The sequence below is a fragment of the Sediminimonas sp. genome (genome assembly GCF_024637375.1).
In the GTDB taxonomy this organism is placed as follows: Bacteria; Pseudomonadota; Alphaproteobacteria; order Rhodobacterales; family Rhodobacteraceae; genus Sediminimonas.
Genome location: NZ_JAGXFK010000073.1, coordinates 1 through 22,350 on the forward strand (window position 1 = coordinate 1; position 22,350 = coordinate 22,350).

The following is a 22,350-nucleotide window of genomic DNA, read 5'->3' on the forward strand; positions in this document are numbered from 1 at the left end:
ACATGGACCCGAACATGTCGTTCGTCGATCTCAACCGCACCGGCGTCGCGCTGATGGAAATCGTCAGCCGCCCCGATATCCGCGGCCCCGAAGAGGCCGCGGCTTACGTCCTGAAACTGCGCCAGATCCTGCGCTATCTGGGCACCTGCGACGGCAACATGCAAAACGGCAACCTGCGCGCCGACGTCAACGTGTCGGTCTGCCGCCCCGGCCAGTATGAGAAATACATGGAAACGCAGGATTTCGGCCACCTTGGCACCCGGTGCGAGATCAAGAACATGAACTCGATGCGGTTCATCCAGCAGGCCATCGAATACGAGGCGCGCCGCCAGATCGCGATCGTCGAGGCTGGCGGCGAGGTGGTCCAGGAAACCCGCCTTTTTGATGCCGACAAGGGCGAGACGCGCTCGATGCGGTCCAAGGAAGAAGCGCACGACTATCGCTATTTCCCCGACCCCGACCTGCTGCCGCTGGAGATAGAACAGGCCTGGGTGGATGACATCCACGCCAGCCTGCCGGAACTGCCTGACGAGAAAAAGGCGCGATTCATCAAGGATTACGGCGTCACCGAATACGACGCGGGCGTGCTGACCGCCGACCGTGACCTGGCCGATTACTTCGAGGACTCGGTGGGCGGCGGCGACGGCAAGAAGACCGCCAACTGGGTGATCAACGAGGTGCTGGGCCGTGCCAACAAGGCCGAGGTCACCGCCCGCCAGATCGCCACGCCGCAGGCCAATGCCGAGATCCTGGCCATGGTCGCGAATGACGAGATTTCGACCAAGATCGCCAAGGACGTGCTGGAGATCCACATCGACACCGGTCGTGCACCGGCCGAGATCGTCGCGACCGAAGGCATGAAGCAGGTGACCGACACCGGCGAGATCGAGGCGGCGGTGGACAGGATAATCGCCGACAATCCAGCGCAGGTGGAAAAGGCGCAGAGCAACCCGAAACTGGCGGGCTGGTTCGTGGGCCAGGTGATGAAGGCCACCGGCGGCAAGGCCAACCCCAAGGCCGTGAACGAAATCGTGCAGGCCCGGCTGGGGCTGTGAGAACGGGCATGGATGGCGCGCCCTGCGCCTGGGGGCGCTGCCCCCGCTGCGCGCGACTCCCCCGGAGTATTTTGCAAAGGTGAAATCATGTTTCCCTTTGCAACCGGGGCACCCCGCGCCCTACCCTCTGCCCGCGTGACAACGAAAATGGAGACCCGCAGATGAGCAGCAGCGCCACGCCTTTCACCTCGTCCGTGATGGAGGTGCAGAAGGACTGGATCGACTATAACGGCCACATGAACATGGCCTATTACAACGTCCTGTTCGACCATTGTGCCGACGAGGCCTACGAGGCGCTTGGTCTTGGTCCGCGCTATGCCGAGACGCGGCGGATGACCACCTACACCGCCGAGTTCCATATCTGTTACCTGCGCGAATTGCACCTGGGCGACAAGGTGCGCAGCACCTTCCAGTTGCTGGATCATGACGAGAAACGCTTTCACACCTTCCAGGAACTCTGGCACGAAGATGGCTGGCTGGCGGCCACGGGCGAGTCGCTGACGCTGCATATCGACATGGCGGGGCCGCGCGTGGCGCCCTTCCCGCCCGACATCCACGAGGCGGTCGCAGCGATGATGCACGACCACGCCGCCCTGCCAAGGCCCGAGCGCGCCGGCCGCGCCATCGGGATCAAGCGCAAGTGACGCGCCGCGCCGGCACGGCCATCAGCAAGGAAAGGCCCCTGTTCGATGTATGAATACAAGGTCGTCCCCGCCCCCGATCGCGCCGAGCGCATCAAGGGGATGAAACGCCCCGAAGACCGCTTTGCCCACAAGATCGAGGGCGTTCTCAATGACATGGCCGCGGCCGGCTGGTCTTTCCTGAGGGCCGAAAGCCTGCCCTCCGAGGAGCGCCACCTGCTGCGCAGCCAAAGTGTCACGCGCAGCTTGCTGATCTTCTACCGCGAGGCCGAGGACGACGCCGCGCATCAGATCGCCCCCGCGCCCACCCCCGCCAGCGAGGCCGAGGCCCCGCAAACGGCCCCCTCGCTCGGCGCGGCGTCGCGTCACGATTCCGGCCCGCAGCCGCGGCCCGAGCCGCCGGCGCCGGCCCCGGGATCGGCGGCGGAGCCGCAGGACTGATCACGCATCCAGCTCCAGCGCCAGGGCATGGATCTGCCCGATCAGCTTGGGGCCGAGCGCCGCATGCACCGCCCGGTGCCGCGCCAGCCGCGACTGGCCGGCGAAAGCGCGCGCACGCATGCGCACGCGGAAATGGCTGCCGCCGCCCTCGCGATATCCCGCATGCCCGCGGTGCGCCTCACTTTCATAAATGACTTCAATATGTTGCGGCGAAAAGGCGCGTTCCAGAACAGCGTGAATTTCGTTGGCATCCAGCATAAATTTTCACCCTCACCCCTTTCATCCGGCGCCGGATAGGTTACACTCTGCGCCTCCAAATGCATAGGTGACCCGATGGCCAAAACGGATCCTTTCGGCTTTGACATGTCCGTCTCCTCCGCCAAGAAGAAAAACCCGCGCGGCCGGCGCGGGATGACGGGGGCGTTCGAGACCTCGCAGCGCGTCTGCGAGGCCGAGGGCTGCGACCAGCCCGGGAAGTACCGCGCGCCCAAGGCACCCGATGCGTTGGACGACTACTACTGGTTTTGCAGGGACCATGTGCGCGAGTACAACCTGCGTTGGAATTTCTTCAACGGCACCACCGAGGCCGAGCTGAACGCACAGATGTCCGACGACAAGGTCTGGGACCGGCGCACCAAACCGATGTCGGACCCCGAGGCGCGCGCCTGGGCGCGGCTGGGAATCGAGGACCCGCACCAGGTTCTGGGCGAGAACGCGACCCGCAACCCGGGCCGCGCCAGCAACGGCCACAGCCGCAGGCTGCCGCCGACCGAACGCCGCGCGATCGAGATCCTGGAGGCGCGCGATACCTGGTCCAAGGCCGATATCCGCAAGGCGTACAAGGCACTTATCAAGGTGCTGCACCCCGACATGAACGGCGGCGACCGCACCCAGGAGGACCACCTGCAACAGGTCGTCTGGGCCTGGGACCAGATCAAGGACAGCCGCAGTTTCAAGTAGTCGGCAGCGCCCGGGCGAACCGGGGGCTGCTGCGGCTCAGGCTGCCTTGAACGTCAGTGACACACCGTTGAGGCAGTGGCGCTTGCCGGTCGGGTCGGGACCGTCGTCAAAGATGTGGCCCAGGTGACTTCCGCAGCGGCGGCAATGGCATTCGGTGCGGGTGGTGAACAGGGTGTTGTCCTCTTTCGTTCCGATGGCGTCGGGCAGCGCCTTCCAGAAACTGGGCCAGCCGGTGCCGCTGTCGTACTTGTGCTCGGAGGAATACAGCGCCAGGTCGCAACCCTTGCAATGGTAAAGGCCCGGATCGTAGAGCTTGTCGAGCGGCGAGGTGAAGGCGCGCTCGGTGCCCTCCTCGCGCATGACGTGGTATTCCAGATCGGTCAGCATCGCTTTCCACTCCGCCTCGGTGCGGGTGAATTCGAAGCTTTCCGCGGCATGGCCCCGGCCTGTCCAGCGGGCGCCGGCAAGGCCGCCGGCCCCGGCGAGGGCAATCGCGGCGGTGATGAAGGCTCGTCGTTGCATGGTGCGTCTCCCTTTCCAGGTAGAAAAATGGCGTGCCGCCCGCGGCTCCGCAAGCACGGGCGGCACACATTCACGTGACCCCGGGCTACCCACCGGCCGGGAAAGGCCGGCAGCGCCCGACGCCTTACATCGCCGGCAACAGAACCGTGTCGATCACGTGAATGACCCCGTTCGACTGCTCGACATCGGCAATCGTCACCGTCGCCGTGCGCCCGCGCTCGTCTTCGAGCATAATGGTATCGCCATCATAGCGCGCCTGCAGGGTGCAGCCGCCGACCGTGGGCACCGGGTGCATGCCGCCGTCATCGTCGATCATGCCCATGATGGCGTCCGACATCGCGTCGGCGGCGACGACATGGCAGGTCAGCACCTTTTGCAGCGTCGCCTTGTTTTCCAGCTTGAGCAGGGTCTCGACGGTGCCGGCCTGCAGCATCGCGAAAGCGGCGTCGGTGGGGGCGAAGACGGTGAACGGCCCCTCGCCCTGCAACGTCTCGACCAACCCGGCCGCCTTGACCGCCGCGACCAGGGTTTCGTGGTCGGCCGAGTTCACGGCGTTCTGGATGATGTTCTTGTCGGCATACATCGGCGCGCCGCCGACCATGGGATTTTCGGCCATGGCGGTGCCGGCGCCCAAGCCCAGGGCCGCGATCATCGGGATGAGTGTCTTGGTCATTTTCTTTCCTCCAGTGGTGTTGCCCCGGCGCCTTTTGGCGTCGGTCATGGGTAACCACGGAGGCGGTGGCAAAAGAGTTTCAGCGGCGGGCGATTTTTTTGGCGCGGCGCAACAAGGTTCAGCCGTGCAGCAGCGCCTCGGCGCGCGCCACGTCATCCGGGGTGTTGACGTTGAAGAACGTATCCACCGGCGCGGCGTCGAAGACCACCTCGACCGCGCCCTGCGCCGTGGCCCATGCCATCACCTTGCGCTGGCCATCCGCCAGTGCGGACCGCAGGGCGCCGCGCAGCGCCACCGGCCACAGCCCGACTGTCGGGTGCGCGCGTGTCAGACCGCTGGCGCCGGGGCTGGCAGCGATGGCCGCACCGTGCCCCGCCGCCGCCGTGAGGCGCGCGGCCAGGTCGGGCGGCAGGAACGGGGTATCCACGGCGACGGACAGAATCGCGGGCGCTCCGTTGGCGGCGGCCCAGTCCATCCCGGCCAGCAGCCCGGCCAGCGGGCCGGGGTGATCGGGGCGCGCGTCTGGCAGAACGGGCAGACCGAAGCGCGCGAAACGCGCCGCATCGCCATTGGCGCTGAGCGCAAGGTCGGCGCATTGTGGCGCCATGCGATCGATCACATGCGCCAGCAATGGCCGGCCGGCCAACAGGCACATCGCCTTGTCTGCCCCGCCCATGCGCCGGCCCTGCCCCCCGGCCAGGATCACGGCGGGCGGCAACGGCCATTGCGGTGCGGGGTCGGGCTGCGGTGTCATGCGGGGGCGCGGCTCCTTGCGGCGGCAGGCGCCTTCACCATGCCCGGGCCGGGCGCATGCCGCAAGCCAGGCCGGGGCTGTGACCGGCCGCGCCTAGCCCGCGGCGCGCGGCGCCGCGCCCGGTGGCGCGTGAAAGGCGTGGCGCCCACGCCCCTCGCGTTTGGAATCGTAAAGCGCCGCGTCGGCATCGGCGAGCATCCGCGCCGCGTCGGGCCGCTCGTACACGGCCGATTGCGCGATGCCGATGCTGGCCGAGATCCGGCACATCTGCCCGTCGAAAGGCATCGGGCGGCTCAACTGCGCGATCAGCCGGCGCGCGATCGCGGCAAGACGGGCGCGGTCCGACCGGCCAGGAAAGACCAGCACGAACTCGTCGCCACCCACCCGTGCCGCAGTGTCACCCTCGCGCGTGGCGTCGACGAGGATGCGCGCCACCTGCCGCAGCACATGGTCGCCGGCTGCGTGGCCGAGCGTGTCGTTGACCGTTTTGAAGTAGTCGAGATCCACGACCATGAGCGCGAAATCGCGGGCCCGCTCGATCAGCCGCCCGACGATATGATCCAGCGCACGGCGGTTCTTGAGCCCGGTCAGGGTGTCGGTGACGGCCTGTTCCTCGGCCGCGATCATCGCGCCTTCGAGGCGCTGGTTGAGCTTGCGACTGGCCTCCATCGCGGCGGATTTCGCCTCGACGAGGTAGAGCAGCTCGATGGTCATGTCGGTGGCGGCGAAATCGGTATTGGTCAACCCGTAGGCGCGCACCGCCTCGATCACCGAGATGCCGAACGAAAGGTTGACCAGCGCCCCGGCGCCCCAGGGCGCGATCACCCCCTTGAGCGCGATGCCCGGCGGCACACGCGGCTGCAAATGCAACTTGCCGCCCGGCGCCCGCAGCAACGCGGCGAGGCTGCCGGCCTCGCGCGGGCGGGCGACCTCGAACAGATCGAACAGGCCCTGACCGGCCAGGGTGCGGCCCGGAAACAGCTTGGCCAGTGTCGGGCCGGCGTGGCACAGCTTGCCATCCGCATCGAGGCGCATATGCATCGGGCAGAGCGCGTCATGCGCGCAGTCCGCCGCGACACTCCCGGCGCCGGGGCTCACCCCTGCACCGCGCGCGCGCCCAACTCGAACGCGCGCCCCTCGCTGTAGGCGGTTTCCACAAGGATGATGGTGATCACCTCGGCACCATCGGCCACCTCGGCGTGGTCGAGCAGCACCAGCGCCCCGTAATCGTCAGCCAACGCCCGCAGGACCCCCATCATGACGTGGCCGAAGCCGCGATGCCCCGAACGGCAGGTCAGGGTGAAGGTGCTGGAGTCGTGATCGACAAGCTCCATCCGTGGCAGATGCAGATCCTCTACCGCCAGGCGCGCACGGTCGGGCAGATCGTCGAGCGAATGGAGGAAATCGACGAACCCCACCCCGCCGAAGCGCAGCAACCGGCGCAGCGCTTCCAGGTTGGGATGCGAGACGAGGTAGGTGCCGATATCCTCCAGCACCTCCTCGCGCGGCCTGCCCAACTCGGCCGAAACGGCGCCCAGCACATCATCGGTCAGCCGGTCGTCATAGCTGAGCATCGCCTCGAACGACGATACCTCAAGCCCCGCCCGCGCGGTCACCGCCTGCCAGCACCCGGCACCGTAGCTGTCGCGCACGAAGCCCTCGATCGCACGATTGACAAGCCCGTGCATGCCGATCCCTTTCGCCGTTGTCATCTCGGCCCGAGAATGCGGCAACAGGGTTTAAGATTTCCTCAACCGATTCAATTGCCCGGAACGAGTCCCGCGCCGCCCAGATCGATCATCCGCATGCCGGCAGGGCGCATGGCATAGTCGCCGTCGAGCGCGCGCGCGATCGCGGCCTCGTCGAGCGTCGCCGCGCGCCCGCTGGCCAATTCGCGCATGCCGCCGCTGCGGCGCAAGCGCCCGGCGTGCAACTCGACCGCGTGGGCGATCACCCGCCTCTCGCCCGCGCGCAACAGCATGACGCCCTGCCGCGCCGGGTTGCGGGGGTTGAACTGCGCCATCACCAGTACGCAGCCCGGCCGCCCATCGGGCAGTGCCCGGCGGCAGGCGTCGAGAGCCTGGCGCTGGAAAAACGGTGCCAGCCCCGCCAACGCGCCGTGCGGCAGGCTTTCGCCCTCGGGCCGCAGCGGCAGGGCGCGCGCGAGCGCCAGCGCGGTATCGCCGCCCGTGCCGCTCGCGCGTACATAGGTCTCGCGGCTGGCTGACTGCCGCGCCTGCCTGATCCGCGCAACAAGCGCCGCATGCGCCGGGTGGTCCTGCAGTGCCGCCAGGCGCGCCAGCCCCGCCGCGCCCGGCCGCCCCCAGCGATGCGCCATTTCCCAAAGCGCCAGGTCGTCCAGCGCAGCGCGCCCGGCTTCGAACCGGGCGACCTGGCTGGCGGTGGCGATGCGCTCGGCATTGAGCAGCGGCGTCATCCACAACCCGCAGAGCCCGGCCACCACCAGCGCCATCGCCACGTTGGCCCGGCGCACCCTGTTCATCCAGTGATGGCGCCGAAGCACCGCCAGCGCATAGAGCAGCGCATAGGCCATGATCACCACCGCCGACAGCGCCGCGACCACCCGGTTGGGCGTCCAGCCGTATTGCGCCACCCGCAGCCACAGCGCCCAGACCGCCACCGCCACCAGAAGCGGCAGCAACAGCGCCGTCGCCTCGACCACCACGCGCATCGGGCGGCCATGCACGGCACGGCCATTGTCGCAATCCAGCGCCACGCTGATCAACGCCACCGCGGCCAGGGCCATCGCCAGCAGGGTGCCCGCGACCGACAGATCGCCCAGCAGCCCCGACACCCCGCGCACCGCCACCGCGGCCAGGAACACCACCATCACCGTCAACACCACCGGCAGCAACAGCCGCAGCAGCCGCAGCAGCAGGTGCGGTGAAAGATATTCGCGCAGCTCGTAGACCACCGCCAGCGCCAGCCCCAGCACCAGCCCGCTCATCGCGGCGACGAACCAATCCACCTCGATCAGTCGGGATATCAGCGTGATGCCCACCAGCCCCAGCACCGCGTCCGACAGCAGCACCACGCCCCAGAAGATCGCCACGAAGAGCCACGCGGCGGCATAGCGCATCACCATGGTCCATGCCGCGTCGAAAAGCGTCGCATAGTCATGCCAGAGCCGCGGTGCGCTCAGGCTGGCCGCGGCGAACGGCGTGGCAATGAACAGCAGGCCCGTGAACGCGGCCAGCAGGTGGCCGCTGCGCAACGCGGCCGCGACGGTGTCATGACGCAGCGACGCCCAGACCAGCAGCGCCGCCGCCGGCGCCGCCAGCATCACCGCCGCCACCCCCGCGTGCAGCGGGCGCACCGGGCCGGCAAGCGCCAGCATCACCGCGAAGCCCCCTGCCACCGCCGAGGTAAGAAACAGGGTCAAACGGGCATCCGTAACGTACTCGGGAAGCCGGTCGAACAGAAACCACAGCGAAAGCCCCGCCACGATACCGATCAGCGCCATGGTCAGGCGGTTGCCGGCAATGGCGCGGTCGCTGGTGCGTGGGGCGGCACGGGACATGGGGCGGCTCTCCTGTCGTTCGGCGCGCGTGCGCACTCGTCGGCGGCCACAGTAGCGCGCTGCCGCCGCCCGGGCCAGAGGCGAAGATCGCCGCGCCGCGAGCGGCCGGGCGCTCAGATCATGAGACCGCGGCCAGACGATCCCCCTGTTTCAGGCCGGCGCGGCTTATGGCTTTTTCGCTCTCCACAAATATCCCCCAAGGGAGTCGCGCGCGGCGCACGCGACGGGGGGCGCTCCCGACAACAGTGCATTTCGCACGCCTGCCACCGGGCTAGAAATCGGTCGGCGCGCCGCCTTCGCGTTTGCGGCGGGCCACAAAATCCTCCAACTCGGCGTGGATGGCGTCATCCATGGGCGGGGCTTCGAAGCCGGCGACGATTTCCTTGTAGACGCGATGCGCGCGCTCGGTGGTCCAGACCGATCCGGCGGCTTCCCACGCCTCGTAATTGCGCCAGTCCGACAGGAAAGGCTGGTAGAAGGCGTTGGTATAGCGGTCCTGCGTGTGCTGCGTGCCGAAAAAATGCCCGTTCGGGCCGACCTCGGCGATGGTCTCGACGGCCAGGGCCTGCGGGCTGGTATCGCATATCGCGGGGTCGAGGTAGCGCTGGATCTGGCCCAGCACCTCGCAATCCATCACGAACTTTTCGGGGCTGGCGATCAGCCCGCCTTCAAGCCAGCCGGCGGCGTGGTAGATCATGTTGGCCCCCGCCTGCACCCCCGACCACAGGCTGTTCATCGTCTCCCACATCGCCTGGGCGTCGGGCACGTTGGCCGCGCATACACCGCTGGCGCGCAGCGGCAGGCGGTAGAACCGCGCCATCTGGCCGCTCATCTGCGTGGCGCGCATGTATTCGGGCGTGCCAAAGGCCGGGGCGCCGGTCTTCATGTCGACATTGCTGGTGAAGGTGCCGATGGCGCAGGGCACGCCGGGGCGCATGTATTGCGCCAGCGCCACGGCGCTGAGGCTTTCGGCCAGCGATTGCGCCACCGCGCCGGCCATAGTCACCGGTGCCATCGCGCCGGCCAGCGTGAACGGCGTCACGATCAGCCCCTGCCCGCGCCGCGCCAGCCGCATCCAGCCGTCCAGCATCGGGTAGTCGTGCTTGAGCGGCGAGGTCGAGTTGATGTTGGTGTACATGCGCGGCGTGGCATCGAATTCGGCGTGGCTCAGCCCGCCGGCGATGCGCACCATCTCCATCACGTCCTCGACCCGTTCGGCGCCCAGGCAATAGGCATGCGCGACCTTGTCAGTCAGCGTCAGCTTGTCGTAGAGCACGTCAAGGTGGCGAACGCTGGCATGCACGTCCTGCGGCTCGGTCGGGTAGCCACCGACGAAGTGGATGCAGTTGAAATACTGGCAGAGCTTGAGGAAATCGCGGCACACCTCGCGCGTGCCGGGCAGCTTGCGGCCCAGGGTCATGTCCCAGTAATTGGGCGGGCTGGAAACGTTTCCGAACAGCAGGTTGTTGTCACCCAGTGTGATGCGCCGGTCGGGGTTGCGCGGCGTGATGGTCCAGCTTTCGGGGGCGCGGGCGATCATTTCCATCACGAAGTCGCGGCCCATGCGCACGTTCTCGCCGCAAACGGTGCAGCCGGCCTCGCGCAGGATATCCACCGCCTCGGGGTTGAGGAACTCGATGCCGATCTCTTCGAGGATGCGCATCGCCGCGCCATGGATCGCCTCGACTCCTTCGGGGGGCAGCGGCTCGGTCGGGCGGTCGATATTGATCGGCGGGTTCCACGGCGCCTGCTCGATCGCGGTGGTGCCGCGGCGGCTGGCATTGCCGGCGCGCCCGCCGCTGCGTTTGCCGGTGCGCTTGCGGGGGGGCGCGGCGGGGCTTGGGCTGTCCTCGGTCATCGGGTTCACTCCTGTTGCCGGGTCCAGCAAACACGCGCCGCGGGCGGCGCTTCGTGTCGATCAGCGACGTGTTGCGTCGTTTTTTGGATATTAGACCGGGCGCGCGCGGCTCGCGCGCCGGTACGGCGGCGCCTTCAGCGCTCGATCCAGGCGGTCAGGTGGCCGATGTCGGGCAGCACCGCGTCGGCCCACGGGGCAAGCTCGGCGGCATCGGCGGGCCCGGTGAGCACGCCCACGGTGTGCATCCCCGCGGCACGCCCTGCGATCAGGTCATGGGTGCTGTCACCCACCATCACCACACGGTCAGCGGCCAGCCGCGTCGCCGCGGCGAAGGCCAGCAGCGGCCCCGGCTCGGGCTTGGCGCCATGGCCGCTGTCGAAGCCGGCGATGAAATCGAAATGCGCCGTCACGCCGGCGGTTTCCAGGTGCGCGCGGGCGCCGTACTCGGTGTCGTTGGTCATCACACCCAGCCGCAGGCCCCGCGCCGCCAGCCCGCCCAGCAACGGGGCCAGGGGCACCGCCGGGGCCAGCGGCGCCTCGGCCGCGGCCCCGGCGAGGTAGCGCTCGATCTCGTCCACCTCGCGCCCCGGCAAGACAGCGCACAGCAGCTCGGCCGCCTCGCGGTTGGTGCCGGCGATCACCGGGCTGTCGGACGCGAAACATTGCGCGTCCAGGTCGTAGCGCGCCGCTGCCGCCAGCGCCCGGGCAAGCCGCGCGTCGCCGCCCGACAGCGTGTCGATCACCCCCACCACCCAGACATCCCAGGTCGCGCGGAAATCGAACAAGGTGCCGTCCTTGTCGAAAAGAATGCCGTCCACCTTCATCACCGCCCTCCCTGCCCTGCCTGCGTGCACTCGCGGGCTCAGAGTGACCCGGCGCACCCGCAATCGCAAGCGGCAAGCCGGCTTGACTTTGGCGGTGCGATCGGGTCGCGTATGGTCATGACAAAGGCAGCCCGATACCGCCTGCAGGACTCGCTTGGCTATCACCTGTCGATCGCCGCGCGCCTGCAGGAGCGGCGGCTTGATGAGCATCTCAGGACGATTGGCCTGACGCGCACCAGTTGGTGCATCCTGCTGGCCGTGGGCAACGAGGGGTTAAGCCAGCCCTCGGACATCGCCGGGTTCGTGGGCGTGGATCGCACCGCCACCTCGCGCGCGCTCAGGCAGATGGAGGCGCAGGGGCTTCTGGCGCGCAAATGCGGCACCGGCGACCGCCGCACCCGGCGGGTGGAACTGACGGACACCGGCCGCGACCGGATCGCGCGCGGCACCCCGTTCGCGCGCGACAATGCCGCGCGGCTTTCGGCGGCGCTGACCCCGGCCGAGGAGGCCGAACTCAAGCGCCTGCTGGGCAAATTGCGCGCCGCCGAGGACAACGATTCGGTCGCCCTGAAGACGCTCTGAACCGTATTTTCGGTCTTTTCCGAGGGCGCGATCCCAAGGCACGACGCGCCGCGCTCAGGTCCAGTGCACCTGCTCGCCCCCCGGCAGCGCCGCGCGCGCCGCCATGGGCCGGTCATAGGGCACCCCGGCGGCATCGCAGAAGGCCACCACCCAGGCGTCGTCCATCATCAGGAAATCCAGCACCGATCCCAGGAAGGCCGGGTCGCCGGCGCTGGTGCGCAGGTCGTCGACGTCAGCGCCCGTGGCCCCCATGAAGACCGGCAACAGCTCGTCATTGCTTAGCAGCCACGCCAGCGCCTCCAGCGCGAGGGTCTCGGCGGTCTCCCGCGGAAGGGTCATGTTTCACAGCTCCAGGAAAGGAATTCTTAACCAATCGCACGAACACTAGAATGCAATGCAAACTGTAGCGAAAACGGGGCCCGCGCGCCATGCCCGGAAAAGTTCTGATCGTCGATGACGTCGCGACCAACCGGATCATCCTGCGGGTCAAGCTGTCGGCGGCTTTCTACCGGGTGGTGCAGGCGCGCAGCGGGGCCGAGGCGGCAGAATTGCTGGCATCGGAAAAGCCCGACCTGATGATCGTGGCGCAGGCGCTGCCCGACATGAGCGGGGTGGCGCTTTGCCGGCAGATCGCGCGACGCGGATGGGCCGCGGGGCGCATCCCGATGCTGCTTACAGCAGCGCGACCCGACCCGGGGCTACGGCTCGACGCGCTGGAATCGGGCGCGGTGGACGTGCTCGACATGCCGGTGGATGACGCGCTTTTGCAGGCGCGGCTGCGCAGCCTGTTGCGCAATCGCGAGTCGGTCGAAGAGATGGTTCTGCGCGACCACACGCGCGGCATGCCGGGCCTGTCGGAAGGCGTACGCCCCGCCTATGCGCCGCCCGAGCGCATCGCCCTGATCGCGGCAACCCGCACCGATGCGGCGGCGCTGCGCCCTCGCCTGCCGGGGCGGCGCCGCCATGTCGATGTCCATGGCGGGCCGGGGTTCTGGAAATCGCTAAGCACCGCGCCGCCGCCCGATGTCTGCATGGTGGCCATCTCGGCGCAGGCGCCCGAAAGGGGCCTGCAATTGCTGGCCGCGCTCCGGGCGCAGCCGGCAACCCGCAACACCGCCATCCTCGCGGTGCTTGATGGGGCCGCGCCGGGCGATGGTGCCCGGGCGCTGGACCTCGGCGCCAACGACCTGATGCGCGCCCATGCATCGAGCCGGGAAATGACGCTGCGCCTCGACGCCCTGATCGCGCGCAAGCAGACCGCCGACCGCCTGCGCCTGCGGGTGAAAAGCGGCCTGCGCGCGGCGCTGACCGATCCGCTGACCGGGCTGTACAACCGGCGCTATGCCATGCCGCAACTCGAAAGCATGGCCGACGCCGCGCGCGCCGCCGGCCACGACCTCGCCGTGATGATCGCCGATCTCGACCATTTCAAGGCGATCAACGACCGCCACGGCCACGCCGCCGGTGATGCGGTGCTACAGGCGTTGGCCGGGCACCTGCGCGGCACGCTGCGCGGCGACGACCTTCTGGCGCGGATCGGTGGCGAAGAGTTCCTGATCGCCATGCCCGGCATCGCCCGCAAGCAGGCGCAGCGTATCGCGCGGCGCCTGTGCCGCCAGGTTGCCGCGCTGCCCTGCCCGGTGGCGGGCATCGCCGCACCGCTGCGCGTGACCATGTCGGTGGGTGTCGCGATGGGGCCGGGCGCGGATACACTGATGCCGGTCGAGGCGCTGCTCGACCAGGCCGATCGCGCGCTCTACGGCGCCAAGGCCCGCGGGCGCAACCGGGTCACGCTGAGCAGCGGCGCCGCGGCCTGATGCCCGGCCTCGGCTTGGCCGGGCCACGCAAGGGCCCGCGCCGCAACGGCGGGTTTCGTTTCATCGAAACGATTTTCCCCGCGACGGGACGCGGCATTGCCCGATTCGACGGCGCGCCGGCAACGCGTCGATCACCGTGCGTGCCGCGCGCCGGAACGTTGCCCCTCGACCAGGCCTTCCAGGCGGTCGGCGTAGGCGGCACGCTCGGCATCGCTCATCTCCGTCAGCCGTTCTTGCAGCAGGCGCTGGCCGCGGCGCAGCCGTGCCTGCCCGGCCTGCCGTTGCCGCACCATGATATCGCGCAGCGCCGCCGGGTCGTAAGGGGTGGCGCGCAGGGCGCGCAGCACCGCGTCGGGATCGGCGCCCGGTGCCGCCGCGCCGGGTTGCTCCGCCTGCATCGCGCTCCACAGCGCGCGGCGGTCGCCGCGCTCCAGCGCCTGCACATAGGCACGGCCCAGATGCGCGCGTGCCGACGGATGGGGGTCGCCGGGCCGCATCCCGTGGCGCATCATCGCCCCACCGACCACGCCGGCCACCAACAGGTTGAGCGCCAGCGACAGCACCAGCGTGATTTTCATCCAGCGCGGCGCACCACCGCGCAGCGCAGCGTTTTCATCTTCAGACATCGTTCACATCCTCCCCACCGCCATCAGGGGCGGTAAATTCGGCCCCCGGCATCAGATCGACGGTATAGGTCGCGCCCGGCGCCGCCGTCCCGTCAAACAACTGCGGCCCCAGCGATTCCAGTGCCGCCGGCGGCCAGGCGCCCAGCCACATCCCGACCACCGCCGCGGTGGCAAGACCGGCCATCGCCGGGGTGCCGCCCAGCGTCGCTAGCCCGCGCGCCAGCGACGCGCGCGCGCGCGTCACCAGGCCGGGCCGCGCGCGCGCTGTCGCGGCCTGCACTGCGTCTGCATCCGCCAGCACGCGCCGCATCAGGGCCTCGGGCGGTGCCGGTGCCTGCTGTCGGGCGGCGTCGAACCACGCATCCAATTCCGTGTTTTCGCGGTTGTCGTCAGTCATCCTCAAACCCCAGTTCCGCGCGCCTGCCGGCCAGCGCCACGCCAAGCGCCTTTCTGCCGCGGGCGGTCAGGCTTTCCACCGCCTCGACGCTGATGTCCATGACCCGGGCGATCTCGGGGTTGCCCAGGCCTTCGATATGGCGCAGCACGACCGCCTGACGCTGCCGCGCTGGCAGCGCGTCCAGCGCCGCCTGCAACGCATCGGCACGCTGGCGCGCGACAATCCGGGGCACGGCGCCGGCGCGGGTGTCGCAGGGCTCGTCGATGTCGCCGAGCGCCACCATGCGCGCCTTACGATGCCGGTCGAAGCACAGGTTGGCCACCACCCGGTAGAGCCATGTCGTCACCCGCGCCTCGCCTGGCCGCCAGCCGGACGCCGCCCGCCAGAGCCGCAGCATAGCATCTTGCGCGACGTCTTCGGCCTCGGCCCCGTCACCGCCCAGCAGCCGCAGCGCATGGCGGTAGACGCGCGGCGTCAGGCGCTCGGTCAGCGCCTGCGCCGCGGCCGCATCACCGGCAGCAAACCGGGTCAGCAGGGCCTCGTCTGAGGCCCCGCCACAGGAATCGGGAGGTGTTTGCATCGCGACCCCGCGATATGCTTTCTCCGTCCGGCAGGCAATCGGGCAAGGCTCAGTTGGCCATGCCCATGCCGCGACCCATGCAGTCTTGCATGCCCATGCCCTGGTGACCCATGCTCTGGTGACCCATGCCATGGCGGCCCATTCCGCGGCCGTGCGAGCCCATCTGCTGACCGCGGGCCTGGACCCCGGCCTTGAACTCGTCGCGCGTGAGCGCGCCGTCGCCATCGGCGTCGGTCCGCATCATCATCCGCGCTGCGGGCGAGAGCGGCCCCATTTCGTCCATCGACAGAGCGCCGTCGCCGTCGGCGTCGCGCGCCGCGATCATGTGGTCGATGCGGTTCTGCATGCGCGCCTGCATGTACTCCGTCATCTGCACCTGCATCTCTTCGGCGTCCACCATGCCATCGTCGTTGGCATCGGCCGCGTCAAATCGATCCTTCATCATGGCTTCGCGATGCGCGGTCATCTCGGCGCGGGTGATGCGGCCATCACCGTCGGCGTCGATATCGCCGAACTGAATCATTTGCGCATCGTTGCCCTTCATCATGGCCTTGCCTTGCCCCGCGGCATAGGCAGCAGTCCCGCCCAGCGTCAGCGCGGCAATGGCGGTGAGTGTCATCAGTCGTGCCATGGCAGTTGTCTCCTGCTTCGGATTGAATAAGTCGTTGCGATCCGGGCCCTGTCCTTTCGGGCCTCGTATGGGGTTGAACGTTCGGCACGTCGTTTTCCGTCGCTCGCGAAACCAATGATCACGCTTTCGTGAACGCCGGTCCGGCACGCACCCACGCGACATCGCGCCGCAAGCCCCCGCACGGGGGGTTTCTATCGCGGCCGATATGACCGATATTCCCCTTGAACATGTTAAGAGGCCCCGATGACCGACAGCGCCACCCATACCGACCACCTTGCCGAGCGCGACGTGAAACGCGCGATCTGGACAGGTTGGCGGCGCAAATGCCCCAATTGCGGCACCGGAATGATGATGGCGGGTTACCTGAAGGTGAACGATGCCTGCCCCGTCTGCGGCACCGAGCTGCACCACCACCGCGCCGACGACGGACCGGCCTACCTGACGATCCTGATCGTCGGCCACATTGTGGCGCCGCTGCTGCTGATCGTGTTCGAGACATGGCGGCCCGAACCGCTGGTGCTGTTCGCCATCTTCGCCGTTGGCACGGTCGCGTTGTCACTGTACCTTTTGCCGCGCATCAAGGGCGCGATGGTCGGGTTGCAATGGGCCAAGCGGATGTACGGCTTCGGCGGCTCCGACTGAGCCCGGCCCAGGAGGAGACCCGAGCGTGACAGCCGACAAAAGCGCCATCCGCGATGCGGCCACGGTGATCGTCCTGCGCGACCGGATGCGCGACCCGCACGTTCTCATGGGTCAGCGCGGGTCGGCAGCCGCCTTCATGCCCAACAAGTTCGTCTTTCCCGGCGGCGCGGTAGACGCCGGCGACGCGGGCGTGCCGCTGGCCTCGCCGCTGCCGGCGGTCTGCGCCGAACGCCTGACCGAGGACGCTGCCCCCGATCTGTCGCACGCGCTGGCGGCGGCCGCGATCCGCGAGCTGTGGGAAGAAACCGGCCTCATCCTCGGCACGCCGGGGGCCTGGGCAGAGACGCCACCCAAGGACTGGCGCGACTTCGCCGCCACCGGCCACCTGCCGGCGGCGCACGCGCTGCAATTCGTGTTCCGCGCCATTACCCCCCCGGGGCGGCCGCGCCGCTTTGACGCGCGCTTCTTCCTGGTCGATGCCGACGAGGTCGCCAGCGACCTCGACGATTTCGACGCCGCCTGCGACGAGCTTTCGCACCTGCAATGGATCGCCCTGCCGAAAGTGCGCGAATTCGACCTGCCCTTCATTACCGAAGTGGTCCTGGCCGAGGTCGCCGCCCGCGCGCCCGACCCGCGCCCGCCGGAAAACGTGCCGTTTTTCCGCAACGATGACGAGGAAAGCCTGTTCCTGCGGCTCAAGGGCCAGCGGCCGACCGCATAAGACCCGCGCCCGGTGCCCGGGCGCTCAGCCCAGCCAGACCAGCGCCACGATACTGGCGGTCAACAGCGCGATGCCACCGGCCTCGCGCACGGTGAGCCGCTCGTTGAAGACCCGCGCCGAGGCGACCAGCGAAAAGATCACCTCGACCTGCCCCACGGCAAAGACCAGTGCGGCGTTTTGCAGGGTGAAGGCGGTGAACCAGCACAGGCTGCCGGCCAGCCCCGCCAGCCCGATCCAGACGGCCCCGCGCCAGGCACCCGCGACCCGCGCCAACTGCCCCGGCTCGCGCCACGTAAGCCAGCCCGCCATCGCCACAGTCTGCGCCAGCGTCACCGCCGCCAGCGTCACCGCGGCGCGCAGCAGCGCGTCGTCGCTGTCCACTTGCAGGGTGGCACCACGGTAGCACGCCGCCGAAACCGCGAAGAGCGCCCCCGAAATCAGCCCCAGCCCAGCCGCCGGGTTAACCAGCCGCCGCAGTCGCCCACCGGGGGCCGATGGCATTCCCGACAGCGCCAACACGCCCGCCAACCCCGCAAGGAACGCCGCCACCGCACCCATGGAAATCCGATCGCCCAGCAGGACAAACCCCACCAGCGCGGTTTGCACGACCTCGGTTTTCTTGAAGGTGATGCCGACGGCGAAATTGCGGCGTGCGAACAGGGCCACGACGCACCAGGTTCCGGCTATCTGCGCCAGGCCGCCTACCAGCGCATAGGACCAGAACGCCGCGCCCAGCCCCGGCATCGACCCCGCGCCGACAAGCACCGCGGCCAGCCCCGCCGCGACCGGTGCCGCGTAGACGAAGCGCGCGAACGTCGCGCCGCCCGCCGACAGCGCGCCCATGCTCAACCGTTTCTGCAACACGAAGCGCAGCGTCTGGAACGCCGCCGCGGCAATCGACAGGAAAACCCAAGCCATGGGGGCGCTTATGGCGTCAAATCAGTCGCGGCGCCAGAGCGGATGCGGCACCGGATCCTTGGCGCGCCAGAAATGATGGCGGAAAACCTCGCGGTAAGAGCGGTAGGCGTAGCCTTCGTTGCAGGCAAGGTAACGGGCGCGATTGGCAGCATAGAGCGCCGGCAGCCGGTACCACGGCACCCTTGGGTGCATGTGGTGGACGACGTGCAGGTTGTTGTTGAGAAAGATCAGCGCCAGCGGCCCGCGATCCTCGACGATCACGGTGCGCCCGCGCGCGCGCTCATGCGCCTGGTGTTCCAGGAAGGTGCGAATCTTGAGGATCGACAGTGCCCCGTAGGCGCTCAGCAGGTAGGCCCATACCGGCATCTGCGCCACCGCGGCCAGCCACCAGATCACCGGCACCAGCGCCGGGATGTGCCACAGCCACCCCGCCAGCACCCTACGGTTGCCGGCGCGGATGGCGCGCCAGTCGTCGGCCATGAAGGCCGCCTGCCCCACCGCCGGCCCGATCAGCAGCCGCCCGGCCAGCGTGTTGTTGAATTGCAGCACCGCGCGCAGCCAGCGTGGCAGCCCCGCCCACACGCCCGGGTCGAGGTAGTTGCTTTCCGGGTCGTCGTAAGGGTCGGTCAGGATGGCATCGACATGGTGCGCCAGATGCGTGTCGCGAAATCGCAGGTAGGGGATGCACAGCGCCAGCGCCGGGAACACCAGCGCCGCGTTCGCCCGCACCGACCGGAACGGATGGCCGTGAATCACCTCGTGCGCCAACGACGAATGCAACGCCACCGCCAGCATGGTCAGCGCGATACCGGCGGGCAGGAACCAGCCCGCGACCCAGGTCGTGCCCAGCCCCCAAAGGCCGTAGCAGAGCACCACAAGCGCCAGCGTCGGCCATTCGACGCGCCGCGGCGCGCGCGCGGGCTCAGGCATGGTGCCGGCCCCAGTGAATGCGGGTCCAGACCCTTTCGTAGATCAGGTACATGGCCAGCCCCACTGCGGTATTGACCGCCGCCAAGGCCCCGCCGACAACTACCGACCCGGTCAGAATGAGCCCCACAAGGCTCATCGTGATCAAACCGATGACGTTCCACACAAGGGCTTTCACAAGCGTGCGCGCTCGCGTCTCCATGACACCTCCTTTTGTTCAGGGTGCTTCAGCAATAGTGGCAGGGCGGGGCGTGGGGAATTCCGAATATGATTAACAAAACTCCGCAACCATGATAATTATCACCATATGAGAGAAATAATCGACAAACGTGCGCGCGCCGCGCAATTCCGCCAGCGCCTCGCCATCGCCATGCGCGACAAGGGTATGACCCAAAGCCACCTCGCCCGCGCCGTGGGGGTGGACCGCTCGACCGTGTCGCAACTGCTCAAGGGCGCCGGGGCGCGGCTGCCCAACGCGCAGGTTGTCGGCGAATGCGCCGCCGCCCTGGGCGTGTCGGCGGATTGGCTTTTGTCGCTGTCGGACCGCCCCGAGAGCGCCGCCGAGATGCTGGCCAGTTCGCTCACGCTGACCGAGGCGCCGCGCGCCCTGGTCGACGAGCAGATCTTTGCCTGGCACAAGGAAGCGGCGGGCTACAAGATCCGCCACGTCCCGGCGGCCCTGCCCGACATGCTCAAGACTCACGCGATGCTGCAATGGGAATACGCCCCGCACCTGGGCCGCACCACCGAACAGGCGATCGGCGCCAGCGAGGACAGGCTGGAATGGATGCGCGGCTCGACCTCGGATTACGAGATTGCCCTGCCACTGCACGAAATGGCCTGCTTTGCCCGCGCCCAAGGCTACTACGCGGGCCTGTCGCGCGACATCCGGCTGGAACAGATCGACCAGCTGATCGCCATCAACGAACAGATATACCCGCGCCTGCGGGTCTACCTGTTCGATGCGCGGCGGGTGTTTTCCTCGCCGGTGACGGTCTTCGGGCCGCTGTTGGCGGTGCTCTACCTGGGGCGCAACTACGTCGCGTTCCGCGACAGCGAGCGGGTGCAGGCCTTCACCGCCCACTTCGACGGGCTGGTGCGCGAAGCGTCGATCACCGCGCGCGGGCTGTCCGACCATCTGCGCACGCTGCGCGAGATGGCGGGATGATCAGGCCGACCCCGGGTGCGGGTCGAACAGCGCCACGTCCCATCCCGCGTGCCGCAACAGCATCGCCCAGCCGCGCCCGCACGCGCCCAGGCCCAGCACCGCCGCCCGGCGGCTCATGCGCGCACGGCGCAGGGATGCGCACCTTTGACTGGCAGGCATCGGGGCGCTCCGCCGCGGCTCAATAGGGCATCGGGTGGGCGCGGTGCACGTCGTCGATGGCCTCCAGCAATTCGGGCGACAGGGTCAGGTCCGGCGCGCCCAGCGCGTGGTCGAGCTGCGCCAGCGTCGTCGCCCCGAAGATCACCGAGGTCACGAACGGCCGCCCCGCCGTCCAGGCCAGCGCCATCTGCACCGGGTCCAGCCCGTGATCGCGCGCCACGCCAAGGTAGGCCTCGACCGCCGCGAAGGCACGCGCGGTGCGCCGCCCGCCCAGGGTTTCGTTAAACGTCATGCGCGAGCCATCGGGCACCGCACCGCCCTGGTACTTGCCGCTCAGCAGCCCCGACGCCAGCGGCGAAAAGGCCAGCAGGCCCACATCCTCGTTCACCGAGACCTCGGCCAGATCGGTGTCGAACAGCCGGCACAGCAGCGAATATTCGTTCTGGCTCGACGCCACGCGCGGCCAGCCGCGCGCCTGCGCCACCGATGCCCACATGGTGGTGCCCCAGGCGGTTTCGTTGGACAGGCCGAAATGGCGGATATTGCCCTTGTCGACCTGCTTTTGCAGCGCCTCCAGCGCATCCTCCATATGCGCCAGCGTCGCGGCACGGTCCTGCCCCGACGGGTCATAGCGCCAGTTCTGCCGGAACATGTAACTGCCCCGGTTGGGCCAGTGGAACTGGTAAAGGTCGATGCAATCGGTGTTCAGCCGCCGTAGCGAGCCCTCGATCGCGACGGGGATCGTGGCGGCGCTGATCGGCGCGCCGTCGCGGGCATGTTTCATGCCCTCGCCCGAATGCTTGGTGGCCAGGATGTAATCGCCCCGCCGGCCCGGGTTGGCGGCGTTCCAGGTGCCGATGATTTCCTCGGTCAGCCCCACGGTTTCGGCGGCCACCGGATTAACCGGGTACATCTCGGCGGTATCGACGAAATTCACCCCCCGCTCCAGCGCCATGTCCATCTGTGCATGTGCATCAGGCTTGGCCGTCTGGGTGCCCCAGGTCATGGTGCCAAGGCACAGCTCGCTAACGGCAAGGCCGGTGCGGCCCAGCGGGTTGGTTTTCATCGCCTGTCTCCATTCGTCCCGGAATTGTTCACCGCCGCAAAATGAAAGGCCCCCCGCCGAATGGCAAGGGGCCTTCGGTCTGTATGGATGCGCGTCGCGATCAGGGCCGGATGTAGAGGTACCCTTCGGATTGCAGCTGCGCGATACGCACGACACCGCCCTCGTCGCGACGAACGAAATTGGACAGCAGATCGCTCAATGACACCGCCTGCGCGTTCATCGTGTTGCCGCAGGCCTCGAATCGCACGCCGTCATCCTGCAATGCCTCGACGCGCGACAACACCTGCGCGCTGGCCTGCATCTCGTGGAACGCCTTGAGCGCCGGGCCGTGCGCGACCAGCACGATCTCGACGTTCTCGGGGCCACCCACCCCCTTGATATGGTTGGCGATATTGCCCAGTGCGAACCCGACCTTGTCGATTTCCGAGACGTGGTAGACGACCTTGTGCTTCTCTGCCGCCTGAGCCGGGCCATCAAGGCCGACAAGCGACAGCACCAGCGCCAGTACCGCAACGAATCTGAACATCTTTTCTCCTCCCTGTTTTTCGAAGGCGCTTTCGCGCCCGCTCCCGGCGCTGCCGCCGAAGTGCCGCGACAGATTGGCACAGTTCACCAACCATTCATATTCACGAAATCGTTTTCGTCGCACTTTTCCGTCCCACTGCCGCGCGCGCCGGCAGACGCGAAAAAGACGCCACCAGCGTCGCATCCGGGCTGGCAATCGGGGCCCGGCGTGCCATGCTTGCCGCACCATGCGCCTGATTATCTCCTTCGCCGCCCTTTTGCTCTCGGTGATCCGGTTGCAAGCTGCAACAGGATCACCGAGAGCACAAGGGCGGCGAAGGAG

At 68.4% G+C, this 22,350-nt stretch carries 29 protein-coding genes; 9 read left to right on the forward strand and 20 right to left on the reverse strand.

The features are described 5' to 3' along the window. The 3 genes from gatB to Q0L89_RS11570 form a co-directional block, all read left to right on the forward strand. Positions 1-1,055 (forward strand): Asp-tRNA(Asn)/Glu-tRNA(Gln) amidotransferase subunit GatB (gene gatB / locus Q0L89_RS11560; protein ID WP_296765192.1); only part of this gene is annotated, 1,055 nt, incomplete at its 5' end. 161 nt (positions 1,056-1,216) lie between these two features. Next, positions 1,217-1,699, forward strand: coding sequence for a thioesterase family protein (locus Q0L89_RS11565; RefSeq protein ID WP_296765194.1), 483 nt, complete (start codon positions 1,217-1,219; stop codon positions 1,697-1,699). A 45-nt stretch (positions 1,700-1,744) separates the two neighbouring features. After that, complete coding sequence (locus tag Q0L89_RS11570; protein ID WP_296765196.1) at positions 1,745-2,137, forward strand: DUF4177 domain-containing protein; 393 nt, start codon at positions 1,745-1,747, stop codon at positions 2,135-2,137. Here the strand turns inward: Q0L89_RS11570 and Q0L89_RS11575 are convergent, their stop codons facing one another. Then, positions 2,138-2,395 carry a BolA family transcriptional regulator gene (locus Q0L89_RS11575; protein ID WP_296765198.1) on the reverse strand — a complete coding sequence of 86 codons (258 nt, stop codon included), beginning with the start codon at positions 2,393-2,395 and terminating at the stop codon, positions 2,138-2,140. A 75-nt stretch (positions 2,396-2,470) separates the two neighbouring features. On the opposite strand from Q0L89_RS11575, the gene Q0L89_RS11580 reads away from it, so the two are divergent. Then, positions 2,471-3,097 (forward strand): J domain-containing protein, encoded by a 627-nt coding sequence (locus tag Q0L89_RS11580; protein WP_296765199.1) that lies wholly within the window; start codon positions 2,471-2,473, stop codon positions 3,095-3,097. 36 nt (positions 3,098-3,133) lie between these two features. Here the strand turns inward: Q0L89_RS11580 and msrB are convergent, their stop codons facing one another. The 8 genes from msrB to Q0L89_RS11620 all read right to left on the reverse strand — a co-directional run bounded on the left by msrB (position 3,134) and on the right by Q0L89_RS11620 (position 11,269). Then, positions 3,134-3,619 carry a peptide-methionine (R)-S-oxide reductase MsrB gene (gene msrB, locus Q0L89_RS11585; RefSeq protein ID WP_296765201.1) on the reverse strand — a complete coding sequence of 162 codons (486 nt, stop codon included), beginning with the start codon at positions 3,617-3,619 and terminating at the stop codon, positions 3,134-3,136. A 124-nt stretch (positions 3,620-3,743) separates the two neighbouring features. Continuing rightward, positions 3,744-4,292: a fasciclin domain-containing protein gene (locus Q0L89_RS11590; RefSeq protein WP_296765204.1), complete on the reverse strand. Its 549-nt coding sequence runs from the start codon at positions 4,290-4,292 to the stop codon at positions 3,744-3,746. A 118-nt stretch (positions 4,293-4,410) separates the two neighbouring features. Further along, positions 4,411-5,046 carry a molybdenum cofactor guanylyltransferase MobA gene (gene mobA, locus Q0L89_RS11595; RefSeq protein ID WP_296765206.1) on the reverse strand — a complete coding sequence of 212 codons (636 nt, stop codon included), beginning with the start codon at positions 5,044-5,046 and terminating at the stop codon, positions 4,411-4,413. A gap of 93 nt (positions 5,047-5,139) precedes the next feature. Continuing rightward, positions 5,140-6,087 carry a GGDEF domain-containing protein gene (locus tag Q0L89_RS11600; RefSeq protein WP_296765207.1) on the reverse strand — a complete coding sequence of 316 codons (948 nt, stop codon included), beginning with the start codon at positions 6,085-6,087 and terminating at the stop codon, positions 5,140-5,142. Positions 6,088-6,140: 53 nt separating this feature from the next. After that, positions 6,141-6,734, reverse strand: coding sequence for a heme NO-binding domain-containing protein (locus Q0L89_RS11605; protein ID WP_296765249.1), 594 nt, complete (start codon positions 6,732-6,734; stop codon positions 6,141-6,143). Positions 6,735-6,805: 71 nt separating this feature from the next. After that, complete coding sequence (locus tag Q0L89_RS11610) at positions 6,806-8,587, reverse strand: DUF4153 domain-containing protein (RefSeq protein WP_296765209.1); 1,782 nt, start codon at positions 8,585-8,587, stop codon at positions 6,806-6,808. A 271-nt stretch (positions 8,588-8,858) separates the two neighbouring features. Next, on the reverse strand, positions 8,859-10,445 hold the full coding sequence (locus Q0L89_RS11615; protein WP_296765211.1) for a trimethylamine methyltransferase family protein: 1,587 nt from the start codon (positions 10,443-10,445) through the stop codon (positions 8,859-8,861). Positions 10,446-10,579: 134 nt separating this feature from the next. Then, positions 10,580-11,269 (reverse strand): HAD family hydrolase, encoded by a 690-nt coding sequence (locus tag Q0L89_RS11620; protein ID WP_296765212.1) that lies wholly within the window; start codon positions 11,267-11,269, stop codon positions 10,580-10,582. Between the two features lie 117 nt (positions 11,270-11,386). Here Q0L89_RS11620 and Q0L89_RS11625 point away from each other — a divergent pair, with 117 nt between their 5' ends. Continuing rightward, positions 11,387-11,851, forward strand: coding sequence for a MarR family transcriptional regulator (locus Q0L89_RS11625; RefSeq protein ID WP_296765215.1), 465 nt, complete (start codon positions 11,387-11,389; stop codon positions 11,849-11,851). Between the two features lie 54 nt (positions 11,852-11,905). Here Q0L89_RS11625 and Q0L89_RS11630 read toward each other — a convergent pair whose 3' ends face one another. Next, positions 11,906-12,190 (reverse strand): DUF3572 domain-containing protein, encoded by a 285-nt coding sequence (locus Q0L89_RS11630; protein ID WP_296765217.1) that lies wholly within the window; start codon positions 12,188-12,190, stop codon positions 11,906-11,908. A gap of 89 nt (positions 12,191-12,279) precedes the next feature. On the opposite strand from Q0L89_RS11630, the gene Q0L89_RS11635 reads away from it, so the two are divergent. Beyond that, positions 12,280-13,668, forward strand: coding sequence for a diguanylate cyclase (locus Q0L89_RS11635; protein ID WP_296765219.1), 1,389 nt, complete (start codon positions 12,280-12,282; stop codon positions 13,666-13,668). A 131-nt stretch (positions 13,669-13,799) separates the two neighbouring features. Here the strand turns inward: Q0L89_RS11635 and Q0L89_RS11640 are convergent, their stop codons facing one another. The 4 genes from Q0L89_RS11640 to Q0L89_RS11655 are packed head-to-tail and all read right to left on the reverse strand — an operon-like array spanning position 13,800 to position 15,902. Continuing rightward, complete coding sequence (locus tag Q0L89_RS11640) at positions 13,800-14,294, reverse strand: periplasmic heavy metal sensor (RefSeq protein ID WP_296765222.1); 495 nt, start codon at positions 14,292-14,294, stop codon at positions 13,800-13,802. Beyond that, positions 14,287-14,691, reverse strand: coding sequence for a hypothetical protein (locus Q0L89_RS11645; RefSeq protein WP_296765224.1), 405 nt, complete (start codon positions 14,689-14,691; stop codon positions 14,287-14,289). Before Q0L89_RS11645 ends, Q0L89_RS11640 begins: the two co-directional genes overlap by 8 nt. Next, positions 14,684-15,271, reverse strand: a complete 588-nt coding sequence (locus Q0L89_RS11650) for an RNA polymerase sigma factor (RefSeq protein WP_296765226.1) — start codon at positions 15,269-15,271, stop codon at positions 14,684-14,686. The genes Q0L89_RS11645 and Q0L89_RS11650 overlap by 8 nt, the downstream gene beginning before the upstream one ends. A 49-nt stretch (positions 15,272-15,320) precedes the next feature. Beyond that, the gene (locus tag Q0L89_RS11655) at positions 15,321-15,902 is read right to left on the reverse strand and encodes a calcium-binding protein (RefSeq protein WP_296765229.1); all 582 of its coding nucleotides are present in this window, start codon (positions 15,900-15,902) and stop codon (positions 15,321-15,323) included. Positions 15,903-16,145: 243 nt separating this feature from the next. On the opposite strand from Q0L89_RS11655, the gene Q0L89_RS11660 reads away from it, so the two are divergent. Further along, positions 16,146-16,544, forward strand: a complete 399-nt coding sequence (locus tag Q0L89_RS11660; protein WP_296765231.1) for a DUF983 domain-containing protein — start codon at positions 16,146-16,148, stop codon at positions 16,542-16,544. 25 nt (positions 16,545-16,569) lie between these two features. Next, the gene (locus Q0L89_RS11665; RefSeq protein WP_296765233.1) at positions 16,570-17,265 is read left to right on the forward strand and encodes an NUDIX hydrolase; all 696 of its coding nucleotides are present in this window, start codon (positions 16,570-16,572) and stop codon (positions 17,263-17,265) included. 24 nt (positions 17,266-17,289) lie between these two features. Here Q0L89_RS11665 and Q0L89_RS11670 read toward each other — a convergent pair whose 3' ends face one another. Genes Q0L89_RS11670 through Q0L89_RS11680 form a run of 3 tightly spaced genes read right to left on the reverse strand, consistent with a single transcriptional unit; the run spans position 17,290 to position 19,312 of the window. Next, the gene (locus Q0L89_RS11670; RefSeq protein WP_296765235.1) at positions 17,290-18,183 is read right to left on the reverse strand and encodes a DMT family transporter; all 894 of its coding nucleotides are present in this window, start codon (positions 18,181-18,183) and stop codon (positions 17,290-17,292) included. Between the two features lie 21 nt (positions 18,184-18,204). Beyond that, complete coding sequence (locus tag Q0L89_RS11675) at positions 18,205-19,113, reverse strand: fatty acid desaturase (protein ID WP_296765238.1); 909 nt, start codon at positions 19,111-19,113, stop codon at positions 18,205-18,207. Beyond that, entirely contained in the window at positions 19,106-19,312 is a 207-nt protein-coding gene (locus Q0L89_RS11680) for a DUF2061 domain-containing protein (RefSeq protein ID WP_296765240.1), read from the reverse strand. Before Q0L89_RS11680 ends, Q0L89_RS11675 begins: the two co-directional genes overlap by 8 nt. Before the next feature lie 105 nt (positions 19,313-19,417). Here Q0L89_RS11680 and Q0L89_RS11685 point away from each other — a divergent pair, with 105 nt between their 5' ends. Next, positions 19,418-20,278, forward strand: a complete 861-nt coding sequence (locus Q0L89_RS11685; protein WP_296765242.1) for a helix-turn-helix transcriptional regulator — start codon at positions 19,418-19,420, stop codon at positions 20,276-20,278. On the opposite strand, the gene Q0L89_RS11690 is transcribed toward Q0L89_RS11685, so the two are convergent. The 3 genes from Q0L89_RS11690 to Q0L89_RS11700 all read right to left on the reverse strand — a co-directional run bounded on the left by Q0L89_RS11690 (position 20,279) and on the right by Q0L89_RS11700 (position 22,029). After that, entirely contained in the window at positions 20,279-20,437 is a 159-nt protein-coding gene (locus Q0L89_RS11690; RefSeq protein WP_296765244.1) for a hypothetical protein, read from the reverse strand. It abuts the gene before it with no gap. Positions 20,438-20,456: 19 nt separating this feature from the next. Then, entirely contained in the window at positions 20,457-21,503 is a 1,047-nt protein-coding gene (locus Q0L89_RS11695; RefSeq protein ID WP_296765245.1) for an aldo/keto reductase, read from the reverse strand. A gap of 100 nt (positions 21,504-21,603) precedes the next feature. Beyond that, positions 21,604-22,029 carry a DsrE family protein gene (locus Q0L89_RS11700; protein ID WP_296765247.1) on the reverse strand — a complete coding sequence of 142 codons (426 nt, stop codon included), beginning with the start codon at positions 22,027-22,029 and terminating at the stop codon, positions 21,604-21,606. Between the last annotated feature and the right edge of the window lie 321 nt (positions 22,030-22,350).